We start from the raw sequence: 23,962 nt of genomic DNA on the forward strand, positions 1-23,962 counted from the left end.
TGAACGAGCACTATAATCAGTAAAAGTCATAAAACAAAGCCGGAATATTACAAGCGGAACCGTTTTTGAAATGCAATCAGTAAATATCATAAATCAAACAAGGAATTTCACAAACAGCTTAGCGCATTATCTACCGATTTTTGTATCAGCAAAAACAAATAAAAGTTCAAGACAATGGAAAGCAAAAATCTTCAATTCAAGACAAACCTTAATTGCAGCAACTGTGTATCAAAAGTGCAGGCAGATTTAGATAACGCAGGCGGTATCTGCGAATGGAACGTTGATACGACCAACGCCGATAAAATCCTGACTGTAAAAGCAGAGGGCATTACCGAAGACGAGGTTGTCGCCATCATCAAGAAAAAAGGGTTTAAAGCTGAACCCATTTCAGAATAATCAGCCATTCACTCATTATTAAAAAGGATAAAAAAATGAAAAAGTTAATAGTAGCAATGACCGTAATGTTGTTTGGATTTTCTGCCTTTGCGCAAAATACAGGCAACCTGCTGAACAACTACATCAGCGTAAAAAATGCTTTGGTAAGCAGCGATAGTAAAGCGGCAAGCACCGCCATTAGCGCACTGAACGAAGCCGTTAAGAGCGAGGGCGATTTTGCACAGAAAGCAGAATTGCAGAAAGCCACCGACAAATTAAGTAAGGCAGGTAACAACCTTGAAAAGCAAAGAGCCGCTTTCAACGAAGTATCAACCGTACTGTGGAAAGTGGTAAAATCATCAGACAAAGTAAACCAACCCGTTTACTACCAATATTGCCCGATGAAAAAAGCATATTGGTTAAGCAAAGAAAAGGAGATTAAAAATCCTTACTACGGTTCTTCTATGCTTACTTGTGGTAAAGTTACCGAAACTAAATAATAACCCACAAAGGCATTGCTCAATGGGCAATGCCTTTTAATCTTTATAACCAATGCGATTTTTAAAATGGATAATCAAAAATTTCTTTACAAAAAGCTGTTGCCGCTAACCCTGTTGGCAATCTTTATATCACAAGTCAGCATTGCACAAAAGGTAGTTCATTACGACCTGTATGTAAAAGATACGCTTGTAAATTATGCGGGCAAGGAAAAGAGGGCAATTGCTGTAAACGGGCAAATCCCGATGCCCACGCTTGAATTTACAGAGGGCGACACGGCAGAAATCGTAGTGCATAACCAGTTAAAAGAAAGTACATCCCTGCACTGGCACGGCTTGTTCCTGCCGAATAAGGAAGACGGCGTACCTTTCTTAACGCAAATGCCGATTGAGCCGGGCGCAACTTATACTTACCGATTTCCGATTATTCAGAACGGAACGCATTGGTATCACTCACATTCGGGATTGCAGGAACAGATTGGAATGTACGGCAGCTTTATAATGCGCAAAAGGGCTGATGATAAAACATTTAGGAAAGGAATTGACGATTTACCGGAAATTCCCATAATGCTAAGCGAATGGACGAACCTGAAGCCCGAAAATGTACACCGTATGCTGCACGCAGCAAGCGACTGGTTTGCGATAAGGAAAGGCGCAACACAAAGCTACGCCGAAGCCATTAGAAGCGGAAAATTCAAAACCAAGCTGAACAACGAATGGAAGCGTATGTTGGCAATGGACGTGAGCGATGTGTATTACGACCGTGTAATGATGAACGGTAATCATCATACCGATTTAAAAAGCATTGACGGCAAGCCCTTAAAAGCAGGCGATAAAGTACGTTTACGCATTTCCAATGGGGGTGCATCGTCTTACTTTTGGCTGCGCTATGCAGGCGGTAAAATTACCGTAGTGGCGAGTGATGGCAACGATGTGGAGCCTGTGGAAGTGGACAGGCTGATTATTGCTGTATCGGAAACTTACGATGTGGTTGTTACCATTCCCGAGGACGGCAAAGCCTTTGAATTTATGGCAACCACCGAAGACCGTACCCAATCCACAAGCTATTTTATTGGCAACGGTACAAAACAATTGGTCGGGGAAATGCCACGCCTGAAATATTTTGAGGGTATGCAAATGATGAACGATATGATGAAGATGAACGGCGACCTGGAAGATATGGGAATGAATATGAGCCTGAACCAAATGGATATGAACGTAGTGATGTACCCGGAGATTACAGGCGAGGAAAAGAGCAAAAAAAACAAGGGTACAGCACCGTCTATGGAGCATCACGGCGACCATAAGATGAATAGCGACGAAGACCCCAACCGTTATAATGCTAATGCGTTGAGCGACATTAAAACGCTCAATTACGCAATGTTGAAATCGCCGCATAATACCACGCTTCCGGCTGATGCCCCGGTTAAGGAACTGAAATTTACCTTAACGGGAAATATGAACCGTTACGTTTGGAGTATGGATAACAAGGTTTTGGCAGAAACAGATAAGATACCTGTTAAAAAAGGCGAAGTATTGAGGATTACGATTTATAATAACTCAATGATGCGCCACCCGATACACCTGCACGGTTTTGATTTCAGGGTGCTGAATGAGCACGGCGAAAATGCACCGATGAAAAACATCATCGACATTATGCCGATGGAAACCGATACGATAGAGTTCCTTGCGAATACCGAGGGTGATTGGTTTTTCCATTGTCATATCCTGTATCATATGATGGCAGGTATGAATAGGGTTTTCGCTGTGGATGATTACAAAAATCCGTATTTACCCAATAAGGAAAAAGCATATAAAATGTTGCAGCGTGAAAGCAATATGCCACATTTGATGGCTCAAAGTGATTTTGCGACCAATGGTATTGACGGAGAAGCAATGTTGATGAACGCCCGTTACAGTTTGGGTACGGAATGGCGTTTAGGCTATAATGATATGCACGGCTATGAAGTGGAAACGCATTTGGGACGTTACATTGGTAAAATGCAATGGCTGATGCCTTTTGTCGGTTTCGATTGGCGATACCGCAGAATGGGAATGGACGAGCACGAGAAAAACCTCTTCGGACAGGTTAATAAAAAAGACAACCGAGCTGCTGTGAGCTTAGGGGTAATGTACACCTTGCCGATGTTGGTCAACGTACAGGCAGAAGTTTACCACGACGGTATTTTCAGGGTATCATTGATGCGGGAGGATATACCTATCTCCAGACGGTTAAGAGCCGGGTTTATGGTCAATACCGATTTGGAATATATGGCAGACCTGCGGTACATTTTGACGAGGCATATCGGTATCAGGGCGCACTATGATAGTGATATGGGCTTTGGTGCAGGACTTTCGCTCAATTACTAAAGGATTTCATTCATAAAATAGACAAAGGTTGTAGCGGTTATGCTATAACCTTTTTGCATTTACAATACCAGACTAAATCAGTAAACCTCACAAATCAAACAAGAAATATCACAATAGGCAGCCCGAAACAAATTGCCAATTTTGCATCATAAATTTTAAGATTATGACAGCAAAAATAAAATGGAACAACGTGTATCTACTGTTTACCTCGCAGGCGTTGTTCCAGACTGCATCCATATTGGTCATTACACTTTCGGGTGTGGTAGGCTTACAAATGGCTCCCGATAAAAATCTGGCGACCTTACCATTGGCAATGATTACCGTAGGTACGGCAGGTATGATGATACCCGCATCCCTCATTATTAGAAAATTAGGTCAGCGCAATGCCTTTATGATAGGTACACTGATAGGTGTTTTGTCGGGTTTGGTTTCGTGGTACGGTATTATCCAAAATTCCTTTTGGCTGTTTTCAGTGGGTAATATGCTCATTGGTACTTATCAAGGCTTTTCGCAATACTATCGTTTTGCGGCGGCTGATGCCATTCCCGACTATGCGAAAAGCAAGGCAATTTCTTTTGTTATTGCAGGTGGCATTGTTGCAGCATTCGCAGGACCCAACTTAGCGAGGTTTACGCAGCATTTAGGGGCGGTTCCTTACGCTTATCCCTACTTTTCTATTATCCTGTTAAGCGTGGTCGCTTTGGGTGTTGTTTCCTTTTTAAAGCTGCAAAGAACATCTGCGGTACAAACCAATGAAGCGGTAAAGAAAGGTCGCCCGTTAAAAGAAATCATTAAGAATAAAGATACCATACTTGCAATACTGGCATCATCTACCGCATTTGCCGTAATGGGAATGTCTATGACTGTTACCCCGATAGCAATGCACAGCGTAGGGCATTCGTCCGACAGCTCCGCAACGGTTATCCAGTGGCACGTATTAGGTATGTTCCTGCCGTCATTCTTTACAGGTATGCTTATTCAGAAATTCGGCGTTTACCGTATCATTATTTCCGGTTTGGCGATTTTGTTCCTGTACATCATCATTGCCCTGATGGGAACAGGCTTTGCGCATTTCGTTTCCGCATTGTTCATCGTGGGCTTAGGTTGGAACTTCCTGTTTATCGGCGGTTCGTCATTGCTTACCAAAGTGTACCGTCCCGAAGAGAAAGAAAAAACGCAGGCTTTCCACGATTTCACGGTTTTTGCAGTAATCAGTATTGCTAGCTTCTTTGCAGGCAGCCTGTTTAATTACTGGGGTTGGAATGGCGTAAACATTGTACTGATACCGATGCTTATCATCACATTGATAGCGGTTATCAGGATTGTAATGAGCCAAAAGAACAGCGTTAGCAATCAGTAAAAATCGTAAATCAAACAAAGAATATCACAATAGATACAACCCATTTAATGCGGAAATTTGTATTGTAATAAGAGAGATAAATAAATGAATAATTTAAAACCATATTACTAAGCACGGTTGTTTCACTGGCAGCGTTATCTGCCTGCAACAATTCAGAAAGTAATAATAAAAAATCAGAGGATATGAATGCACATCAGCACGCAAATCACGACAGCGCATACGCTTGTCCGATGCACCCGGAAGTAAAAGGAAACAAAGGCGATAAATGCCCTAAATGTGGTATGGCTTTGAGCCCTGTTAATAAAGAGAAAAGCCAGTATGAAGTAAAAGTGGCTGCCGACCCGCAAAATGTGGAAGCAGGTAAACCAACTAATCTATCCATCGCCATTAGTGAACACGGTAAAAATGTACCGTTGGAAGTAGTGCACGAAATGAAAATGCACCTTTTGGTAGTGAATGAAGAACTGACCTGGTTTGACCATATCCACCCCGAAGAACAGGCAGACGGTTCTTATAAGGTTTCAGAAACATTCCCTACAGCAGGTAAATACCTGTTATTTACCGACTACAAACCGAACGGAGCCGAGGGAGAGGTCAATAAGCAAACCATTGAGGTAAAAGGTACGGCAGCAACACAAACAGCCGATTTAAAGACAAAATTGGTTTCAACCGTAGATGGTTTTACGGTAACGCTGCTTAACGGCGAAGACTTTAAAACAAACAGAAATCAGGGCTTGCAATTTTCGGTAGAAAAGGACGGCAAGAAATTAGAGGAAAAGGATATGCAGAATTATCTCGGAGCGACTGCCCATATCGTAATGATAAGTAAAACTAATAAGGATTTTCTACATATACACCCGGTATCAAAAGAGAATTTCCCAATCTATGCCGAAACGCTTATCAAAAAAGCAGGGCTTTATAGATTGTGGGCACAGTTCAAAATAAACAATGTGGTACATACGGCAGATTTTACTATTACCGTATCAGAAGGCGAAAAATCGGTAGAAGACCACAGCCACCACACGCACAACCATTAATAGTCTGTAACAGGAAAACAGTAAAAGTCACAAATTAAACCCGGAATATCACAATAGCAGACTTCGGGATTATGTTGAATTTTGCGACAGTTCAAAACAATAGTAAATAAGTTTAAAAAAATATGGAAAATACAGAATTTCAGTTCAAGACCAATCTTAATTGTGGCGGTTGTGTATCAAAGGTAAAAGCGGATTTGGACAGTACCGACGGTATCTGCGAATGGAATGTAGATACAGCCAACAATGACAAAATTTTAACCGTAAAATCAGAGGGTATAACACAAGATGAAATAGTTGCCATCGTTAAGAAAAAAGGCTTTAAAGCAGAACCATTAGTGGTTTAATCTCTTAGCCCTATCCAGTTTTAATTAAGGATAGGGCTCTCTTATACTCAATCAATACATACTAAAATGAGGCAATTTATTGTGGGCTATCTGCAATTGCTGCCTCATTTTGTGCTTTTTAATTGGTTTCATACTTTAAATTTCGCTTTCGATGACAAATTATTACCAAACTATAATAAACGAATTAGACGATAGAATTAACGAATTGACCTATGAGCCAAGTAATTCATTGATATCGTATGAAAATGCAATTATATTAGTCTTGCAGAAACTTGAGGAGATAAAAAAATACATTAAGAAGAATGGATTTAAAGATGATGAAGCCGAAATACTTTTTTTCAAACAGCTAAAGCCTCAATTAGTATCGAAGCTCATCTACTTCAATGCCATTTACAAGATTGAAACAAAAAGACCACGAGGCGGCGATAAAATCATCAAGAAATATCTGAATGTTGAGCTTTCCAAAATCAAGAGGTATTTCGATGCTAATTTGGAATTTTACAAGTATTACAGAACCAACAGCACTCATCTGGACTATAAATTCTTTTTACGTGGCAAGCACGATATAAAGTTGAGTTTAGACACCTATTATTTTGAAGCAGACCATAATTTTGCAACCTCGCACGATTACAAGGTAGCTAAGATTATTGCCAACGACTTGATACAGGTTTACCTCGAAGACCAGTTGAGCAATAACAATCAGAGAAAGCTACTTGAAACGCCTCCCCTAAACTGGACAGGTAGTAAAACTTCACTCATTGAGTTGATTTATTCGCTGCATTCGCAGGGTTCAATTGACAATGGTAATGCAGATATAAAAATCATCGCCAAGACTTTTGAAAATATATTTAATATTGACTTAGGGGATTTCTACCATTCCTATTTGGAACTGAAAGGCAGGAAGATAAACCGAACAAAGTTCCTCGATAGTCTTCGGGATGCACTTATCAAAAGGATGGACGAGCAAGACGAAAAATAAAGGTAAAGTTTCACTGCTTTACCTTTATTTTTTATACATTTGCAGTAATGATTTACAAGGTAATTGAATGAAAGCAAGTGTAGTAAGCACCATTACTAAATCGTTACCGATAACTCTTTCGGTTCTTGTAAACTACTCTTTATTAGTCAGTTTTGACTAAATTAATCTTTTTCTCGAAAAAAAAGATTGACATGTATCAAGAATTTGCTTTAGCTACCGTTACCCCGTTAGTTTTCAAGGATTAGGGGGCGATTGCAGTTGATATGGGCCTATCGGTATTGAACTATGACAGAGTTCTGACCATAATGCGCAGATCAAAGGGAATACAGGCGGACTGTAAAGTTTTATTCCTTACTTCATTTTAAACTCCGTAGGTCTCATGTCGGTAAGCAGATAAAAGTTATTGCTGAAAGCCGCTATATTTGAATAACCAATTTCGTAGGCAATCTCAGTCATATTCAAATCTGTATCGTTGATTAATTCCATTGCCTTAATAATCCGTAGCATTTTTAAATACTGAACAAATGTAATGTGCAGTTTATGCTGGAATAGTCTGGTGAGACTACGAACACTAATTCCCGATTGCTGCGCAATCATTGCTAAGCTTAGATTTTCATTTAACCTATTTTTAAAACTGTCGATTATGGTATTGAGCCTTTGATCGTCTGTTGTTGGAAGTTGAATGGAGAATTTTTTGAGATTTTCTTTTGATAGTAGGCCTTTTAGCGTAATTAAAAATTCAAATTCCCACGAACCTTTGTAATAATTACCTTGCCACTTCTCACTAAAAGAAAGCATCTCTGCCAGCAGCTTACTCACCGGATAAATCCCCAACTCCTCATAAAAATTACCAACACTTTCCTCCGGAAAATAAATATTGATAATAGACAGGTCCTTGGTGTTGAACATCAGGTTGTGCCGATAATTTTTTGGTATCCAGATATAATGATTTGAGGGAATATAGAAATCCTTTTCGTCAGTCTGCAGGTAAGCAATCCCGCCATAAACCAATAACAACTGAGCCTTCTTATGCTGGTGGGCAGGCAAACGTTGTTCCGTCTGCTGTCGCATCACCAGGATTGAATCAGGATTTTGATCAACAATATGTATGATTTGGCTCAGAATTTCCATATGGCCAAATTTAACAAATATTAGGCTAATTATATAAAATGATACTTCGCCATGCTTGATACTTTTGCTATGTAATAATAGTAAAGTCATTATGAAACATAAAATCATAACATCGCGCAAAGATTTTCAACTTGAAACACAGGACCAAAAGTCTGCTAATAAATTACATCATTCAGATGAAGGAATTGACAGTGCACATATTTTCTGGTTTGCTTATGGGTATAACTATGCTTTTATGCCAATGGTAGATTTAACTTTTGCTTTTGATGAATTGAAAAAGATTGTAAAACCATGGCTAGTAAAAAGAAAGAAATATATAAACAAAACCGATGAAACAATATAAAATAGTCCCGATTTTGAGCTTATTGTTAACCCTATTTGTACAATCAGTCTATGCTCAAAATATAGCTAATGAGCTGGTATTAAGCTTGGAAGAAATTTGGAAAGTAGCCGAAACAAATAACCGTCAACTGAAACTATCCGATCTACATCTTCAGCAGAGCAATTTGGAAATATTGGAAGCGAAAGATCGTTTGTTGCCTGAGCTTTTTGTTGGTGGAGATGCAAAACTCAATTCCAAATTCCTGATCTATGACAATGGATTATTTTCTTCTCCGCAGGATGTGCCTGTAAAAGGTTATGGTTACAGCGTGGGTTACAACCTGAACGTCAATCTTTACAATGGTGGTAAGGACAAAAGAAACATCGCCATGAAAAAGGAAGAAGCGATACGTACACAATATGAAGTCGATCTGCAAAAACACAACATAAAATACAATGTTGCAGCTGTTTACTTTGATCTGTATAAGTTTCTGCATTTCCAGGATTTTCTTGCTGCAGAAATTGAAGCCGAAAAAAAACAATTGACACTGGTAGCAAGCTTGCATAAAAATGGCACCGTGCTAAAGAGCGATGTATTAAGAACCTCCGTGAAATTAGCGCAACTGGAACTCAGCCTTTCTGATATCGCGAAGAAGATTGAAATCGCTAAACAACGGCTCAATATCCTGATGGGGAAAGAAAATGATGCTGAGCTTGCAATAAAATACCAAGATACAATCGAGTTAAAGGCTATCACTCAAGGTGGTTATGAGGATTATCTAGACATCGCATTTAACAAATCGCCGGAATACAAGATAGCCTATAGCGCTGTCAAATTGAGCGAAATGAACATCAAGCAGGTAAAAGCGACGCTGTTACCCAAAATCTCCTTGTATTCAACTTACAATTACACCTATCCGCAGATTTCATTTTATCCATATTCGAATGATCTATGGGGATTTGGTCAGACCGGGATCAAAGTCCAGTTTCCTATTGATAATCTATACAAAAGCAAGCATTCCATCGCTCATGCTCAAGCGATCAGTAATGAGGCAAGAGAAAAAGCAAATATTAAAAAAGAGGAGATCTACCTTGAGGTAAAAGAGGCTTATTTACAGCAAAAACAGGCCTTGGAAAGCATGGAAACAGCAGAGCAAAATATCATTAAAACCGCCGAAACTGCTCGTGTTATCAGAAGTAGCTACTTAAACCAGGAATCCCTTCTGACCGATCTTCTGGAAGCCGAAAATGCTTTGTTGGAAGCTAAATTTAATCTGACAACAGCACAAACAAACGTTAAACTTAAGCATATCAGGCTATTGGCAATTATCGGAATTCTTTAATACAAATATCATGAACAAAAATAAAACAGATAAAATTGTTGTAAGCCTAACCAAATGGCTCGGTATCACATTCTTCGTGGGAATTATTATTTGGGCAGCTGTTTATTTCTTCGAAGGACATCGCTATGAACAGACCAACGACGCTCAGATTGATGCCTATCTTTCCCCGATAAACGCAAAAGTAGGGGGCTATATCCGTAAAATATATTATAAGGACAATCAGCAGGTAAAAAAAGGCGATACCCTTGTAGTGATCGAACAGGACGAGTACGGGTTAAAGAGAGATGCTGCGTCAGCAGAACTCATGAGCGCGCAGGCCAAATTACCGATCTTGGCAGCAAGCGAGGAAACGCAGGTTAAAAGCATTGCCGTCATTAAGGCCCAGTTGGAAGGTGCTAAAGCACGATTGAACCAGCAGCAAAAAGAATTTGACCGCTATAAAAATCTACTGGCGGACGAATCGACCACACAACAAAAATTCGACAACATCAGTGCTACTTTATCCATCACCCAATCAGATTATAACCAGACCAAAGCTTCTTTACACGTCGCTGAATCCAAATTAAATGATTTCAGGGTACAGCACAATGCCATAAAGGCAGAAATAAAGATCAAAGAAGCACTTCTCAAAAGGCAAGCGTTGGATATTCGATATGCCGTTATCACAGCACCTTTTGATGGACAAATTGGGAAAAAGACCATTCAGGCGGGACAACTGATACAGCCCGGACAGACATTGGCATTCTTAGTGAACAGAGCCGAGGAAAAGTGGGTAATGGCAAATTTTAAGGAAACACAGATTGGGAAATTCAAAATCGGTCAAGCGGTATCTATTGAAGTCGATGCTTTTCCGAATGAAGAATTCAAAGGTACTATCGAGTCCCTTTCGCCAACCACAGGATCCCGGTATTCGCTGCTTCCGCCAGATAATGCTACCGGTAATTTTGTTAAAATCATCCAACGTATTCCTGTTCGGATTAAACTGATCGATATACCCGAAAAATTAACTAAGCTATCTGCCGGAATGAACGCAAATGTTTACATTTTAAAAAATTAACGATGCAAGTACACAAAATACCAATTTTTAAATCCTGGGTATCCGAATGGATGGCAAGGTCTGTCATATTTGCTATTCTCATGACGAGTCTGTTTAGTTTTGCCTTTTACGGAAGTCCAGGTGCCGCGATGGGCTTTTACGGAATACAAGCTACCGATGTACAATATGGTATGGCCGTTATCTATGGTTCAACCGTAGCTTTCCTGGCGCTGGATTTTAGAATTGTAAAGTATTTCGCACCACGGGAATATCTACTGCTGGCACTTGGGGTAAATGTGCTATGTGCTGTGGTTTGTTTTTATTTCAGAGATTGGATATTATTTGTTTTCTGTCAGTTTTTGCAGGGCATTACCTGTGCATTAATGTCGGGCATTGTGTTACAGCTTATTTTTCCAAGGTTACAGTCTGTACGTGCCCGTGTGATTGCTTATAGCCTCCTTTATGGCAGTATACAAATAGCGGTGCCATTTTATTCCATCTATATCAGTGTCATCCTTTATTTCTTTGACTTCAACTGGATATTCTACGGATTTGTTATTGTAGTCATTATGCTGACAAGTGTTGTTTTACTTACCATGAACGGTAAGGCCAGGTTTACCAGAAAAATACCACTGTATCAGGTGGATTGGATCGGCTATTTATTTTATGTGTCTTTTATCTTGATCGTAGGATACATCCTTGTGTACGGACGTCAACTGGGATGGTTTGATAGTTCATTAATCAGCACACTTTGTTTAGTTAATGTAATTATTCTTTCTCTTTTTATTAGCAGAGAACTAAAACTTAAGCGACCACTAATCAATTTACAGATTTTTAGGGCAAAGAATTTCGTTATTGGACTTTTGCTTCTTTTTACCTTTTATATTTTTAAAGGAAGTACTGGGCTAGCCTATGGTTATCTTGAAGTAATTTTAGGAAACCATCCATTGAGTACTATTCCCGTATGGATTGCTGTAATTGCTGGAACTACACTGAGTATGTTTATCACTTCTCGATTTGTCTTGATGGGGTATAACCTGATCAGGATGATTATTGTTGGTTTTGGGTTGATGGCGGTATATTATACCTATATGATACTATTTGTTTCTGTACAGGGTGAAACAACCGACTTCCTTCTGCCTATGTTTGTGTATGGCGCGGCAACAGGGGTGTTGTTTGTTCCGATTGTTTCATTTACCGCCGCGTCAGCACCTTCCAAAATTGCCATCAATGCCGCTCTGATTGGTATATTTTCAAGGTTCATAGGATTTACAGCTAGTCTGGCGCTTAACAACGAACTTCAATTATTTGCAAAATCATCCGTACGGGAAAAAGTTCGGGAATCACTCACGGAGACGAACCTTCAGTTGCCTATTACCTTATTGGATATTCAGGAACAATACGCAAATGCAGGCAGCGATATATATATGTCCAAAATAGTATCCTCAGGCTACTTGAATCAGATGGTAAGTCAGCAGATATTGGCTCGTGCTATTAGGGATTATTATGATCTGATGTTAACAGGTTTAATTTTTGTCATTCTTATTTTAGTACTCTTGCCTCAAATTCAAGATGTTGTTTTGAAACTAAGAAAGGGAAATGTTCCATATTAAGATATTGATATTTCAGAAATTATCATCGCGAAATATTCTCCAACTATGCGAAAAGAATCCGGGCGTTTAAATACGCATATTATGACACAGGTAAATGGAGAAATCCGAACAAAGGGAGCAACTTCTTTCAATAGTCGATTATTGTTAATTTTGCATGCAGGATTTGGTATGGGACCCCGAGCTTTTTAAGAACAGCAATAGAAGACACAATATGATAATATGACGGATGCACTAATAAAATATCTATTCTCGATAGGAACACTGTCAGCTGACGAAGTGAATTTTTCTGTTCAGTTCTTCAAACCACACGATTTGAAAAAGGGTGATTTTTTTATTCGTGCGGACGAACCCTGTCGTCATATTGGATTTATATCCAGTGGTGCGGTAAAAGCATATGCCGTCGACAAGGAGGGGAGAGAAAATATAACCTGTTTCAAATTTGAAAACGAGTTTGTAACTTCATTCCCAGAGTTTGTCGCTCAGGAAAAATCCAGAAGGAGTATCAGGGCTGTAGAAGATAGTATAATTCATCGGATAAACTATGCTGACTATCAATATCTGCTTGGTCGAGTGACTTCTTGGAACAAGGTTATACAAGCTGTGATGGAACGGGAATATATCCAAAAGGAACAATACCTCCTGAATTACAATAATAAGTCAGCGCTCGATAAATATCATCATGTTCTTTCGAATGAACCAAAGCTCGTTCAGCGCATAGCGACACAAGACCTCGCCTCATATCTGGGCATCACGCAGCGATCTCTTACAAGAGCGAAGGGACAAATACATCGCGCCAAAGTATTATAGGACAAATGTCCTTATTTATTTCTATAGAGTGCCATAGTTTTGCAAAAAAAAGCTATGTTACATCAAATTGCCCAAGAAGTTTTTCATGTACCATTGATGCCACGAAATAGTATCAACTGCTATATAGTAGAGGGTGTGTTGGTTGATTGTGGGATACGCAGTTCATATAATACGGTGAAGGGAGCCCTTCAGAAAATACCCGTCCATCAACATGTGCTTACGCATGCCCATGCAGACCATCAGGGCTGTAGTGATCAACTATGTGATGAATTTGAAATACCTTTACTTTGCCATGAAAATGAAATTTTTAGGACTGAAACAGGTATGGTAACTAATGACTATCCAAATCCCAAACATTGGTTAGCAAAACTTCAACAAAAATACTGGGCGGGGCAGGGCCACAAAGTCGATGGTACACTCGTTGAAAATGATAGCATTGGAAACTTTCGGGTCATAGAAACTCCAGGCCATTCAGCCGGTCATATTTCTTTATTCCGTGAGCGGGATGGTGTATTGATAATCGGGGATGCTGCTACAAATATGAACCTGCTCACTACAGTGCCTGGCCTAGGGCTCCCTCCAAAAATATTCACGTCGGATCAACAGCAAAACATCAGATCGCTCCAAAAGTTAGCAGGATTAAATCCTTCTATGATATGCTTTGGTCATGGCCCGGTCATGCGAAATACGGATCGAAAGTTTGAGCAATTTGCGGCCAAATGTGTATCGTGGTTTAATTCGTAAACTTCCAGTACAGACTCGTCAAGTAGGGAATTACAAATGAATAGACAGTATAAAACTCTTTTTTGAAATCCAGTTTTTGCGATGATTATCTAAAGATTAACATCCTGAAAATGGATATCTTCGTAGATTCAATATCGATTGGCCTTGAAGCCATATCAAGATATCGTATCCACTGTCATAACTGTCCCAAAGAAAGACTGGAAAAATCTTATTGCCTTAGAAGTTTTAAGTAACTTAATATTATTCCGCTGTGCTCGGCTTCGTGAAAGTTAGCGGCTTGAAGCGCTTGGATATGATTATTGATGGAGAAGCCAATTGGTAAGCTGAACGATTGGTATTCAACAAATATACCTGATGTTAAATCTTTACTAAGTTGGTTTACTGTATAAAGCAATAGATGTTTTATTTCATCAATGTCTGGCGTATTTTTCCACGTATGTGGTGCCGTTCCAATTTTGAATGCTTCCATAAATTCCTGCGATATATGCATTGGTAGTCCACTACGCATGTACATATGCCGCTGCTGAGAAGTGATACAGTGGCCAATTTGCCAGACGATATTATTGTTAAAGGTCTCTGGAATTTTAAATAATATGGTATTATCAACTGTTTCCATTACTTGTAATAACCTGATTCTGCTAGCCTTTAAAATTTCAAATTCAAATAATTCAGTTGTCATCGTATTGGTTAAGATTCTAGATCAGTTTAATAAAGTCTTATTGGAGCGAATAGATCAATTAATTCGATTAATGATTATGCCAATGCGATTTTTTGCCGAGTACAAGAAGTGCATCTCTGAAAGCTAGTGCCAGCTCCCTAGAAGGACCGACTCCAAAGTAATGAAGAAAGATCATGTGTGGATCATCTCCAAGCATATGGTTGTGGATTGCTACAATTTCGATAAGGTGTTTTCTTAAAGTACTGATAACTTGATTGACCTCATGGTCTAACATTGCGATGTCACCCGCAATATAGGCTTCGTTTTCGGATCCGGTAAATGACGCCCAACTGTTTAAACCGATCGATGATGTCATTTCGGCTCCCATTGCCATAATTTTTAAATCGGATCGTCCTACGGTATATTTGATTGTTGAGCCGTTTATCGCGGCCTCATGACCGATAATTTTATTTAATTCCGTAACATTAAATATCTTATCCCCGGGATCTTGTTTTTGATTCAGTGGTGCTGGTTGATTTCCAACAGCTATCTTAGTGTTTGAGATAGCTGCTGCGTATTTCTGAGCCAATTCGACTGGTTCCCCCATTCCGTGGATGTGCATATAAAAGATTCGGGGTTCTTCATAAAAGAAATGATTATGGATTGCCCCAACTTCCAGACCTGATTCAAGGGCAGCAGTAATAAGGGGATTTACTTCTTCCTGAAGTAGAACACAATCACTCATAAGCACAGCACTCTTTCCATCCATGGTCCTCTTTATCGCAGCCCATCCTCCAAAGCCAAAAGATATAGGAACATCCTTACCTTTGACGGTCACAGCTAGATCATTACGGGGAAAACTGGTATTATGTGTAACTTCTTTTGTATTATATTTTCCTTTCTTTCCTAAAGCCTTTTCAATTCCCTGGATTTCAGCCTCGGTTAGATCAGGCGTATTCGACGTGGTCGTAGAAAACGCACGAACTGTTTTAAGACCAACTAGTCCGCTGCCTGTTAGGAGCAATCCCATTTTCAATAGCGTTCTGCGTGACGTTAAGTTTCTAAAATTTTTCATCCTGATCTATTATATTTTGAAAATATTACTACGTATAAACAATAAACTATCCCTTGCAACAAATGAACACCACTATTGTTGTTCATTTGGGAATTTTAATCGATCACGATTCGATTTAGAATATATATCCGAATTGAAAAGCAGCAGCAATAGAAATTTTTTGTTCATTGCCAAATCGGACTGGGAAGGGAGTTGCTAGAAAAAGTTTTCCAGCCTGACCATGTGTTATGACCTTGCTTAATACCGGTGTAAGCCCATATCGTCCGGAAGTTTCAAATGCAGCCCTGGCGATAAATGTGAATTCCTTTCCGATGGGAAATAATACGCCCGGATGGAACAAGAAATTGCTCATTTTGCTGTTCCCGGATGCTACTTTAATGTAGGGAACCATTTCCAGTGAAAATCCCAAGTGTCCTTCTCTAAGTATATTGATACCTGTCGGCATACCTACCTGATAGCTATCTTTAAAATTTGGCGTTATCGTACCAGATGATAGGGAAGCAATGGGGTTTACTATACCAACATAAGCAACCAGTTTGCTCGGTTGTTGGGCTCTTAAATGTAATGATGATAAGAGTATAATAATGATCGCTGCACAAAAAGTTTTATGGTAAGAGGAGTGGTATCGGTTTGGTTTCATAATATCTGCTTTATAAAAGCAAGTATAACCAATACGTAACATCTCAAAATAGAATAAATTTTACTATTTTGTATATTCCTTACTTTTTAAAAGATTTCCTCCTATATTCTGAAGGATTACTTCCTGTAAATTTTTTAAAAATGCGCGTGAAATGACTTTGATCAGAAAAACCTGTCAGATAGGCTATTTCAGTAAGGGAAATTGAGCGGTCAGACATAAGTTCAATAGCTTTTTCTATTCTTTTTTTACGGATGTACTCACCATAATTTAAGTTTTCAAAATATTTTGAGAATTCGCGTGACAAATAGCTTGAACTAATATCCAGTTCTTCGGAAAGTTGATTTAAGCTTAATGTTGTATTTGTATCGATTTGATCCTGTATCATTTCCCGCAATAATGCGGTCCATTCTGGAGATTTTTCTTTTTGCTTATCATTTAAATGTTCGTGATAGATTTTAAGGAGCAAAACCTCAGTTGGCCCTTCATTGCTATGTTTCAGTCGGTAGAGGTGTTGAGCCCAGCTATAAAGGCCGTCATAAATGACCATTCCGATCTCCAAAAGCTGATTGTCGTCCTTGATATTGTAAGCTAGACCTGAAAAAATCGCCTCGAGACCTGCAGATTGTGGCATTAAATCATGTCTATCCGTGTCCGCACTACGAACAATTGCAGCAATTCGTTTTAATGCCGGATCGTTTAATTCATGTTTTTTAAGGAAATAGTCAAATGTACACTCGTCTGCATAATGACTGTATTCTACACCAGGAATATCAAACGGAATGGCCTTCGTTTGTTTAGCAATTTCAAAGACCGTATCTAGGGGGGGCATATATTATTTTTGCGTCCGGATTTATAAAACGCTTTATCAGCCATGGACAAGCAATCCTATCGATCTTTGGTCTTTCACGTGTAATCCAATCCATATCTTTCTTTTCGTCAAAATATTATGATTAAGATCAATAATTATTGTGTAAAAACAAAGGGAAGTATTTAATTTAAATCTTGAATTACTTGTTTAAAATTTAATTTCAATCGTTCGATAGCTTTCCAAAAAAAAGTATGGTATGGCGATCGCTTAACAAAATAGAGGTTAATCGATCGTCCAGATTTTTATAGATTTTTTTAATACATTTATTATAATAGCAATACGTTGTCTTTTTATTCTGTTTTAAAAAAATACTTTCTTTATTAGTGTGTTTTATTATATTAGAGTGAAACGCTTTGAAAGATTAAGAGGGAGGTAATGCTTCATTCAAAACATAGCTAATAGATATTTAAACCAAAATCTTATCATTATGATCCATACCAAGCTTAGTATACACTGTAAGATTTTGGTATTCTTTTTTTTTCTTTCGAGCTGCACAACAGTAAATATACCAATAGCTAACTTAAATAAGGTTTCTCCAGGGGCAATGAATCAATTGACAAATGATTCTTTAGGACTAAAGATTGACTTCTATGGGAACGCAAACTTTGGATCTAGGTATCTAGATTTAAAAGATGTCAGGTCTATTTTTCGAAAAAGAAAGATAAAATTTCCATCAAAAAATATTGTTTTTTGGGGTACATATGATGTGACAAGAAATCCAATGTATTTTGTCGGCAGTTTGGAAACTTCTTTAGATGTCTCAAAGTTCACTGCAGATACGTCTATGTATAAATGTGTTTATTATCGTAGTATCCAGAAAAATAGAGATAATATAATAAGTCGTGTAGCGATCCCATACCACAGAGATTCATTTCTTTTGGTCAGTGAAGTTAGGACGGAAATCACCGATATGCAAGAAAGTGTTAAAGATGTTTTAAATGGCATAAAAACGTCCTACAATTCTTTGGCTTACGGAGAGAAATTTGTCGAGCAGAAGCCCGTTCAAGAACCAGATTATTATAATCTAGCTGAATCAATTTTTAAAGATAAGGGATATGCGAATTATTTCTCTACAAGAGATACGCTGGAAAAACTTGTTCTGCAAAATGAAGATAGCCAATTTGCCAACGAGCTATTAAAATCATATCGTTCGTTTCTTGGTGAAAGTGTTCAATATGATAACGAAACTAAACAAGAACAACAGTCAGTCGAAAAAACTGCTATTACCATTGACCAACTGGTAGAGAAAATTAAGGAACATCGAGTGGTTATGTTTAATGAGAATCATTTACAACCACGTTGTCGTTTGTTAATCAATCTTTTACTGCCAAAACTTTACAAAGAAGGCTTTAATGTCCTTGCTTTAGAAGGTCTATCCGAAGATGATGACCGAATTAATAAGCTGGGATTTCCAAACGTTGAGAGCGGATTTTACACCAGGGATCCTAATATGGCGAATCTCATCAGAACAGCAAGAATTTACGGCTTAAAAGTAATAGGCTATGAAGATTTTGAAAACACAATCAATAGAGATCTACAGCAAGCTAAAAATCTGATTAGAAAAAGTGAAATCGTTACAAAAAATCAAGTTAAACTTATCGTATTAGCTGGCGGAGGACATATTGAAGAAGGAGATATCGGAGAAATCAAAAGTATGGCTCAATATTTTAAGAAACTAAGCAAAATTGACCCTTACACAATTAATCAAGTTAAGTTTTTATCTATTAACGATGTTAATGATTTGGTATATGTTATCGAGAGCAAGATATTGAATGGTTATGACTTGTATTTATCAAATAATCTGAATAGCGATAAAATAGTAATTGGAGCAAAAGATTTAAACCGCAGCTATAGTATACCGAATACTGATTCGACCAAATCAGGCACATCGGCCATTTACATTTATCATGAAAAGGAATATCAATTGGATAAAACAGCTATTCCAGTTTACTTGTCACTTTCTAAAAAGGATTCGCTACAGGTAGACCTTCCGAAAGGAGTATATAGATATGTCAAGCGAGATCATTATGGGGCTATAATTCATCAAGAAACTATTGCGGTAGAATGATTAAAACATCGCGCAGGATATAATTTTCGCTTATGTTATTTTTCGTTGTTAAAGGGACATGGGGGGTGAAGGTAAAACCATGTTCGAGAAGCTAACTACGCCTTTTTTTACAAAAAATAAAACGAAAGCAAATCAACCGTTGTTATAAGAATACTTTTCATAAATTAGGTTAATAACAGGTAGTAAAAACCTTGAGATCCCCCCTCAAGGTTTTTTGTCTTTATCTCACTGTTTTACTGAGCCATGCACAAACTTTCAAACACCTTGGTATTTATCATAAGCACATTAAAGTCGCAGCAGCTCCGGTTGGCACTAGTTGATCAGGTCTAGTTCTTTCAATTTTCCCAATATAAGTCGGACGACGGCAGAGGTTCTGCCAACATCACTGAGGGTTATCCATTCAAATGAATCGATTTCACTTGCTGCCTGTAGTGTGCCCGAATAATCCGCAAAATAGCAGGTCATCTTCACGATTACATCGGCCTCTTTGCCATCGGCCGGGGCTTGGAAGGTCTCAAAATAACGGATCGAATCTTCTTGGACCTCAACGTTGAGTTCTTCCTTAATTTCTCGCTTCAGACATTCTATGTCGGATTCATTAGGTTCTCTTTTGCCTCCTGGCAAATAGAGCTTTGATTTTGATTTGGAAAGTGCCGTCAACACTTTTTTATTCGAAATGCTGATCAATGCGACCTTATCTATAACCTTATTGTCCATATTATAAATTTAGTGAATTAAAATGATGTAAGCGGTTAACAAGCTATGATCACTTCGCTTTTTCCTGTTTGGATTAAAGTTTTTTTTTATTCTTATTACAGCATTTTAACGATGTACTTCTAAAGCAATGATCGTTAATCGATCCAAATGAAACCCTGAGAATACGTACGGGCCTTACCGGCCACGATCACTCTATCGTTTTTGTTTTCGCAATAAAGTTGCCCCTCTCTTTCAGACAGCTGACGGGAAAAAAGAGTATCCTTGCCCAATCTTGATGCCCAAAACGGAATAAGGGAACAATAGGCAGACCCAGTAACGGGATCTTCGAGGATCGTTGATTGCGGTGTAAAGTATCTGGATACAAAATCACTGTCGTTTCCTGTTGCTGTGACGACCACACCTCCGGGATCAAGATTAATCAGATCAAAAATGGATCTGTTAATGTGGATGGTTCTGACCTCTTCCTCAGATTCGTATAGTAAAACATAATCTCTTGATTTATAAATCTCTTTGGGTTGGATGTTAAGCGAGTTTTTAATAACGTCGGGCAGTGCGGAAGGCTGTGGCATTCTGGATGGAAAATTCATATAATAAACTTCGTCTTTTATATCAACAGTTAATTCACCTACTTGCGTTTCAAAAACAATTTTGCTTTTTTGATAGTCTAGGTGCTTAACCAGGCAATGGACGGTCGCTAAGGTTGCATGGCCACATAGGTCCATTTCAATTTCAGGTGTAAACCATCTTAAGTGGATTGTATCACCGTTATCTATGAAAAAGGCCGTTTCCGCCACCGCATTTTCACGTGTAATTTTAAACAGTGTCTCATCGGGTAACCACTCTTTTAACGGTACCACGCAGGCTGGGTTTCCCCGGAAAATTTCTTCTGTAAAGGAATCTATTTGATATAGTGCTAACTTCATGATGGATAAATTGCTGTCGTTTGTAAAGTTAATTCAATTCATGAAGATTAGCTTCATTGTTTACAGAATTTGACAGTAAACGCTATATTAACCGATGCTGTACAATCCCTTTGAACAGGTCCCGGGCTGTCAAATCCAAAGATTATTATGTTCTTTTTCGCTCAAATTTTTCCTAACTGTAATTAGGTAGAAATACAGCAGATGTTATTGTGAAGCAAAATGATGAATAGTAATAAACAGTTGAACAACATTTTGAGGGAAATATTTTAAACCTTTTTCATGCTACTATTGTGTTATAGAGAAAATGGGGTAAAGTAAATAAATAGCTATGGGACTATCGAAATATCGTGAAAAGCGTTCTGAAGAGAAAACCCCGGAGCCGTTTGGGGGACAGCCAAGTGGGACTGAATTACGCTTTGTTGTGCAGAAACATGATGCCTCTCATTTACATTACGACTTTCGTCTTGAGATGGATGGTGTTCTGAAAAGTTGGGCGGTGCCAAAAGGGCCTTCTATGGATCCTAGTATTAAGCGCCTCGCTATGATGGTAGAAGATCATCCCTATGATTACCGAGACTTTGAAGGGGTGATCCCCAAAGGTCAATACGGTGGCGGTACCGTGATCGTCTGGGATGAAGGGACGTATGAGCCAGCTGAAAGTGGAATTAAGGAAGTAGCTAAACAAGAAAAAGACCTGTTGCATCAGCTCTATTCCGGCAAGCTTAAATTTAAGCTCAATGGTCAAAAGCTAAAAGGAGAGTTCGCTCTTGTTAAAGCCCACGGACGTGGAGATAACGGGTGGCTGCTCATGAAACTAGACGATAAATATGCCAGTGAGAAAGATATTACAACAAAGGATAAATCAGTGATCTCAGGCAAGACAATTCCACAGATGGAAAAATCACCCGATCAGGTTTATGGTAAACATATTATCAAAAAAGACAGTACGGTAAAAGATAAGCGTTCAACAAAAAACAAAGCATCTGAGCTAATCAATGATCAGCTTGAAGCTGTTCCTACGGCGACTTCCAAAAAGAAAACGAATATTCAGGCACTTTTAAAAAATACGCCAAAAAAAAGATTCTATTCCCATATCGAGCCTATGCTCGCTACCTTGGTCGATAAACCCTTTGATGATGAGGGCTGGATCTATGAAGTCAAGTGGGATGGATATCGCGCAGTAGCTTTTATGAATAAAGGTGAGGTGGAACTAAAATCCCGTAATGACAAGAGCTTTAATGAAAAATTCTATCCCATCTATGATCAATTGAAGGAGCTGAAATTAGATGCCATCTTGGATGGGGAAGTTGTCGTTTTAGGTGGAAACGGCACGGCCAATTTTGGCTCGCTCCAAAATTGGCGGAGTGAAGCGGATGGCGATCTGGTTTATTACGTTTTCGATATCCTTTGGTATCAGGGACAGGACCTGAAAGACCTGACATTGCTCGAGCGTAAGGCAATTTTAAAAGAAATCATCCCCAAAGGCAACAGTATCCTGGTCAGTGAACATTTTGAAACTTCCGGAATACATTTTCTGGAGGAGGCTAAAAGGCTTGGCTTGGAAGGGATTATGGCGAAGCGTAAAGATAGCACCTATCATATCCATAATCGTTCTAAGGACTGGCTTAAAATTAAAGCAAACAAAAGACAGGAAGTGGTCATAGGCGGGTATACACTGAATGATGATTCAAGTAAGCAGTTTAGTAGCCTTCTTGTAGGCGTCTATGAAGGAAAAAAATTGATCTACACTGGAAAAGTCGGTACTGGCTTTAATGATAAGCTTCAAAAAGAAATGATGAAGCTATTTAAACCGCTTGTTATCAACAAAGCACCTTTTTCTGAAGAACCTGATGTCAATAAGCCCTCGCGTTTCAGACCAAATCCGCCACATGCTACCGTGACATGGCTTAAACCGGAGCTTGTCTGTGAGGTGAGCTTTGCGGAATTAACCAGCGACGGTATTATGCGGCATCCTTCGTTTGACGGAATGCGCGAAGATAAAAGTGCCAAAAAAGTAATTCTCGAGGAGGAAACTCCTACAGAAAAAATGGTAGACGATATGGAAGATAAAATTGTTACACCCAGAGTAAAAGGGCCGCGGAAAACACTATTAAATCCGACCGATAAAACCCAGGTCAGAAAGGTAAATGGCCATGAACTAAAGTTTACCAATTTAGATAAGGTGTTTTGGCCGAAAGAGGGAATAACCAAAAGAGACCTCATCAATTATTACTATCAGGCTGCTCCATTTATATTGCCCTATCTTAAGGATAGGCCACAGAGTATGAACCGTTTTCCGAACGGCATTGAAGGCGAAGGTTTTTATTTTAAGAACGTGACTGATACGGCACCGGAATGGGCAGATACCTATCTCTACCACAGTGAAACAGATGAAAAGGACCGTCATTATCTTGTGGGCAAGGACGAAGCCACATTGCTCTATATGGCAAATCTTGGCTGCATTGAAATGAACCCCTGGAGCAGTACGGTTAAAAAGCCTGAAAATCCATCGTTTTGTATAATTGACCTTGATCCGGACAAAAATTCGTTTGATCAGGTTGTTGAAGCTGCTCAGGTCACAAAGAGCATATTGGATGATATGGGGGCGACTAGCTATTGCAAAACCAGTGGCTCTACAGGGCTTCATATTTATATACCGCTCGGTGGCAAATATACCTACGAACAATCTAAAGAGTTTGCCCGGGTAATTGTCACGCTAGTCCATCATGAGCTTCCTAAATTCACCAGTCTAGAGCGGTCCATAAAAGACCGCAAAGGGAAAATGTATCTTGATTTTTTGCAGAACAGGCCACATGCGACCATTGCAGCCGCATATTCTGTCCGCCCCAAGCCAGGAGCGACAGTGTCTATGCCACTTCATTGGGACGAAGTGAAAAAAGGGTTAAAAATAAGCGATTTTCATATTTTAAATGCGATTGAAAGAATGCAGAGCGAAGGAGATATTTTTAAACCTGTATTGGGAAAAGGGATTAACCTAAAAAGTATAGTGGATAAATATTATAAATAAATTTCATTTTTAAAAATCAATAACTTTA

Annotated in this window: 23 protein-coding genes; 15 read left to right on the forward strand and 8 right to left on the reverse strand. The window is 38.9% G+C overall.

Annotated elements, in window-relative coordinates; genetic code table 11:
* The first annotated feature begins 174 nt into the window (after positions 1–174).
* The 7 genes from B3297_RS21330 to B3297_RS21360 all read left to right on the forward strand — a co-directional run bounded on the left by B3297_RS21330 (position 175) and on the right by B3297_RS21360 (position 6,962).
* Positions 175–396 (forward strand): heavy-metal-associated domain-containing protein, encoded by a 222-nt coding sequence (locus B3297_RS21330; RefSeq protein ID WP_027384830.1) that lies wholly within the window; start codon positions 175–177, stop codon positions 394–396.
* Positions 397–431: 35 nt separating this feature from the next.
* The gene (locus B3297_RS21335) at positions 432–875 is read left to right on the forward strand and encodes a DUF3347 domain-containing protein (protein WP_082738211.1); all 444 of its coding nucleotides are present in this window, start codon (positions 432–434) and stop codon (positions 873–875) included.
* 66 nt (positions 876–941) lie between these two features.
* On the forward strand, positions 942–3,242 hold the full coding sequence (locus B3297_RS21340; RefSeq protein WP_066434340.1) for a multicopper oxidase family protein: 2,301 nt from the start codon (positions 942–944) through the stop codon (positions 3,240–3,242).
* A gap of 163 nt (positions 3,243–3,405) precedes the next feature.
* The gene (locus tag B3297_RS21345; protein WP_066434337.1) at positions 3,406–4,602 is read left to right on the forward strand and encodes an MFS transporter; all 1,197 of its coding nucleotides are present in this window, start codon (positions 3,406–3,408) and stop codon (positions 4,600–4,602) included.
* A gap of 182 nt (positions 4,603–4,784) precedes the next feature.
* On the forward strand, positions 4,785–5,639 hold the full coding sequence (locus B3297_RS21350; protein WP_219071571.1) for a heavy metal-binding domain-containing protein: 855 nt from the start codon (positions 4,785–4,787) through the stop codon (positions 5,637–5,639).
* A 122-nt stretch (positions 5,640–5,761) separates the two neighbouring features.
* Positions 5,762–5,983, forward strand: a complete 222-nt coding sequence (locus tag B3297_RS21355) for a heavy-metal-associated domain-containing protein (RefSeq protein WP_066434334.1) — start codon at positions 5,762–5,764, stop codon at positions 5,981–5,983.
* Between the two features lie 151 nt (positions 5,984–6,134).
* Positions 6,135–6,962 (forward strand): RteC domain-containing protein, encoded by an 828-nt coding sequence (locus B3297_RS21360; RefSeq protein WP_066434328.1) that lies wholly within the window; start codon positions 6,135–6,137, stop codon positions 6,960–6,962.
* A gap of 351 nt (positions 6,963–7,313) precedes the next feature.
* On the opposite strand, the gene B3297_RS21365 is transcribed toward B3297_RS21360, so the two are convergent.
* Complete coding sequence (locus tag B3297_RS21365) at positions 7,314–8,093, reverse strand: AraC family transcriptional regulator (RefSeq protein ID WP_286779457.1); 780 nt, start codon at positions 8,091–8,093, stop codon at positions 7,314–7,316.
* 91 nt (positions 8,094–8,184) lie between these two features.
* Between B3297_RS21365 and B3297_RS21370 the strand changes: the two genes are divergently transcribed.
* From B3297_RS21370 to B3297_RS21395, 6 genes are all read left to right on the forward strand, one after another.
* On the forward strand, positions 8,185–8,436 hold the full coding sequence (locus tag B3297_RS21370; RefSeq protein ID WP_286779458.1) for a hypothetical protein: 252 nt from the start codon (positions 8,185–8,187) through the stop codon (positions 8,434–8,436).
* A complete protein-coding gene (locus tag B3297_RS21375; RefSeq protein ID WP_286779459.1) occupies positions 8,423–9,757 on the forward strand; it encodes a TolC family protein in 1,335 nt (444 codons plus the stop codon). The genes B3297_RS21370 and B3297_RS21375 overlap by 14 nt, the downstream gene beginning before the upstream one ends.
* Positions 9,758–9,767: 10 nt before the next feature.
* Complete coding sequence (locus tag B3297_RS21380; RefSeq protein ID WP_286779460.1) at positions 9,768–10,814, forward strand: HlyD family secretion protein; 1,047 nt, start codon at positions 9,768–9,770, stop codon at positions 10,812–10,814.
* A 2-nt stretch (positions 10,815–10,816) separates the two neighbouring features.
* Positions 10,817–12,406, forward strand: a complete 1,590-nt coding sequence (locus tag B3297_RS21385; RefSeq protein ID WP_286779461.1) for an MFS transporter — start codon at positions 10,817–10,819, stop codon at positions 12,404–12,406.
* 219 nt (positions 12,407–12,625) lie between these two features.
* Complete coding sequence (locus tag B3297_RS21390; protein ID WP_286754522.1) at positions 12,626–13,213, forward strand: Crp/Fnr family transcriptional regulator; 588 nt, start codon at positions 12,626–12,628, stop codon at positions 13,211–13,213.
* 54 nt (positions 13,214–13,267) lie between these two features.
* A complete protein-coding gene (locus B3297_RS21395; protein ID WP_070568485.1) occupies positions 13,268–13,957 on the forward strand; it encodes an MBL fold metallo-hydrolase in 690 nt (229 codons plus the stop codon).
* A 208-nt stretch (positions 13,958–14,165) separates the two neighbouring features.
* On the opposite strand, the gene B3297_RS21400 is transcribed toward B3297_RS21395, so the two are convergent.
* The 5 genes from B3297_RS21400 to B3297_RS21420 all read right to left on the reverse strand — a co-directional run bounded on the left by B3297_RS21400 (position 14,166) and on the right by B3297_RS21420 (position 17,253).
* Entirely contained in the window at positions 14,166–14,636 is a 471-nt protein-coding gene (locus B3297_RS21400; protein ID WP_070568482.1) for a DinB family protein, read from the reverse strand.
* Between the two features lie 67 nt (positions 14,637–14,703).
* Positions 14,704–15,690: a DUF1259 domain-containing protein gene (locus B3297_RS21405; protein ID WP_286754523.1), complete on the reverse strand. Its 987-nt coding sequence runs from the start codon at positions 15,688–15,690 to the stop codon at positions 14,704–14,706.
* Positions 15,691–15,805: 115 nt separating this feature from the next.
* Entirely contained in the window at positions 15,806–16,330 is a 525-nt protein-coding gene (locus B3297_RS21410) for a hypothetical protein (RefSeq protein WP_286754524.1), read from the reverse strand.
* 79 nt (positions 16,331–16,409) lie between these two features.
* Positions 16,410–17,159, reverse strand: a complete 750-nt coding sequence (locus tag B3297_RS21415) for a chromate resistance protein ChrB domain-containing protein (RefSeq protein ID WP_286754525.1) — start codon at positions 17,157–17,159, stop codon at positions 16,410–16,412.
* Positions 17,134–17,253 carry a chromate resistance protein ChrB domain-containing protein gene (locus B3297_RS21420; protein ID WP_286754526.1) on the reverse strand — a complete coding sequence of 40 codons (120 nt, stop codon included), beginning with the start codon at positions 17,251–17,253 and terminating at the stop codon, positions 17,134–17,136. The genes B3297_RS21415 and B3297_RS21420 overlap by 26 nt, the downstream gene beginning before the upstream one ends.
* Positions 17,254–17,625: 372 nt before the next feature.
* Between B3297_RS21420 and B3297_RS21425 the strand changes: the two genes are divergently transcribed.
* Complete coding sequence (locus B3297_RS21425; RefSeq protein WP_286779462.1) at positions 17,626–19,266, forward strand: hypothetical protein; 1,641 nt, start codon at positions 17,626–17,628, stop codon at positions 19,264–19,266.
* Positions 19,267–19,578: 312 nt separating this feature from the next.
* Here B3297_RS21425 and B3297_RS21430 read toward each other — a convergent pair whose 3' ends face one another.
* Positions 19,579–19,983, reverse strand: coding sequence for an NUDIX hydrolase (locus B3297_RS21430; protein ID WP_286754528.1), 405 nt, complete (start codon positions 19,981–19,983; stop codon positions 19,579–19,581).
* A gap of 134 nt (positions 19,984–20,117) precedes the next feature.
* Entirely contained in the window at positions 20,118–20,906 is a 789-nt protein-coding gene (locus tag B3297_RS21435) for a PhzF family phenazine biosynthesis protein (RefSeq protein ID WP_286779463.1), read from the reverse strand.
* Between the two features lie 328 nt (positions 20,907–21,234).
* Between B3297_RS21435 and ligD the strand changes: the two genes are divergently transcribed.
* Entirely contained in the window at positions 21,235–23,934 is a 2,700-nt protein-coding gene (gene ligD, locus B3297_RS21440; protein ID WP_286779464.1) for a DNA ligase D, read from the forward strand.
* Positions 23,935–23,962: the final 28 nt, after the last annotated feature.

Origin of the sequence: Sphingobacterium sp. UBA3519 (assembly GCF_002377215.1) — a bacterium.
Lineage (GTDB): Bacteria > Bacteroidota > Bacteroidia > Sphingobacteriales > Sphingobacteriaceae > Sphingobacterium > Sphingobacterium multivorum.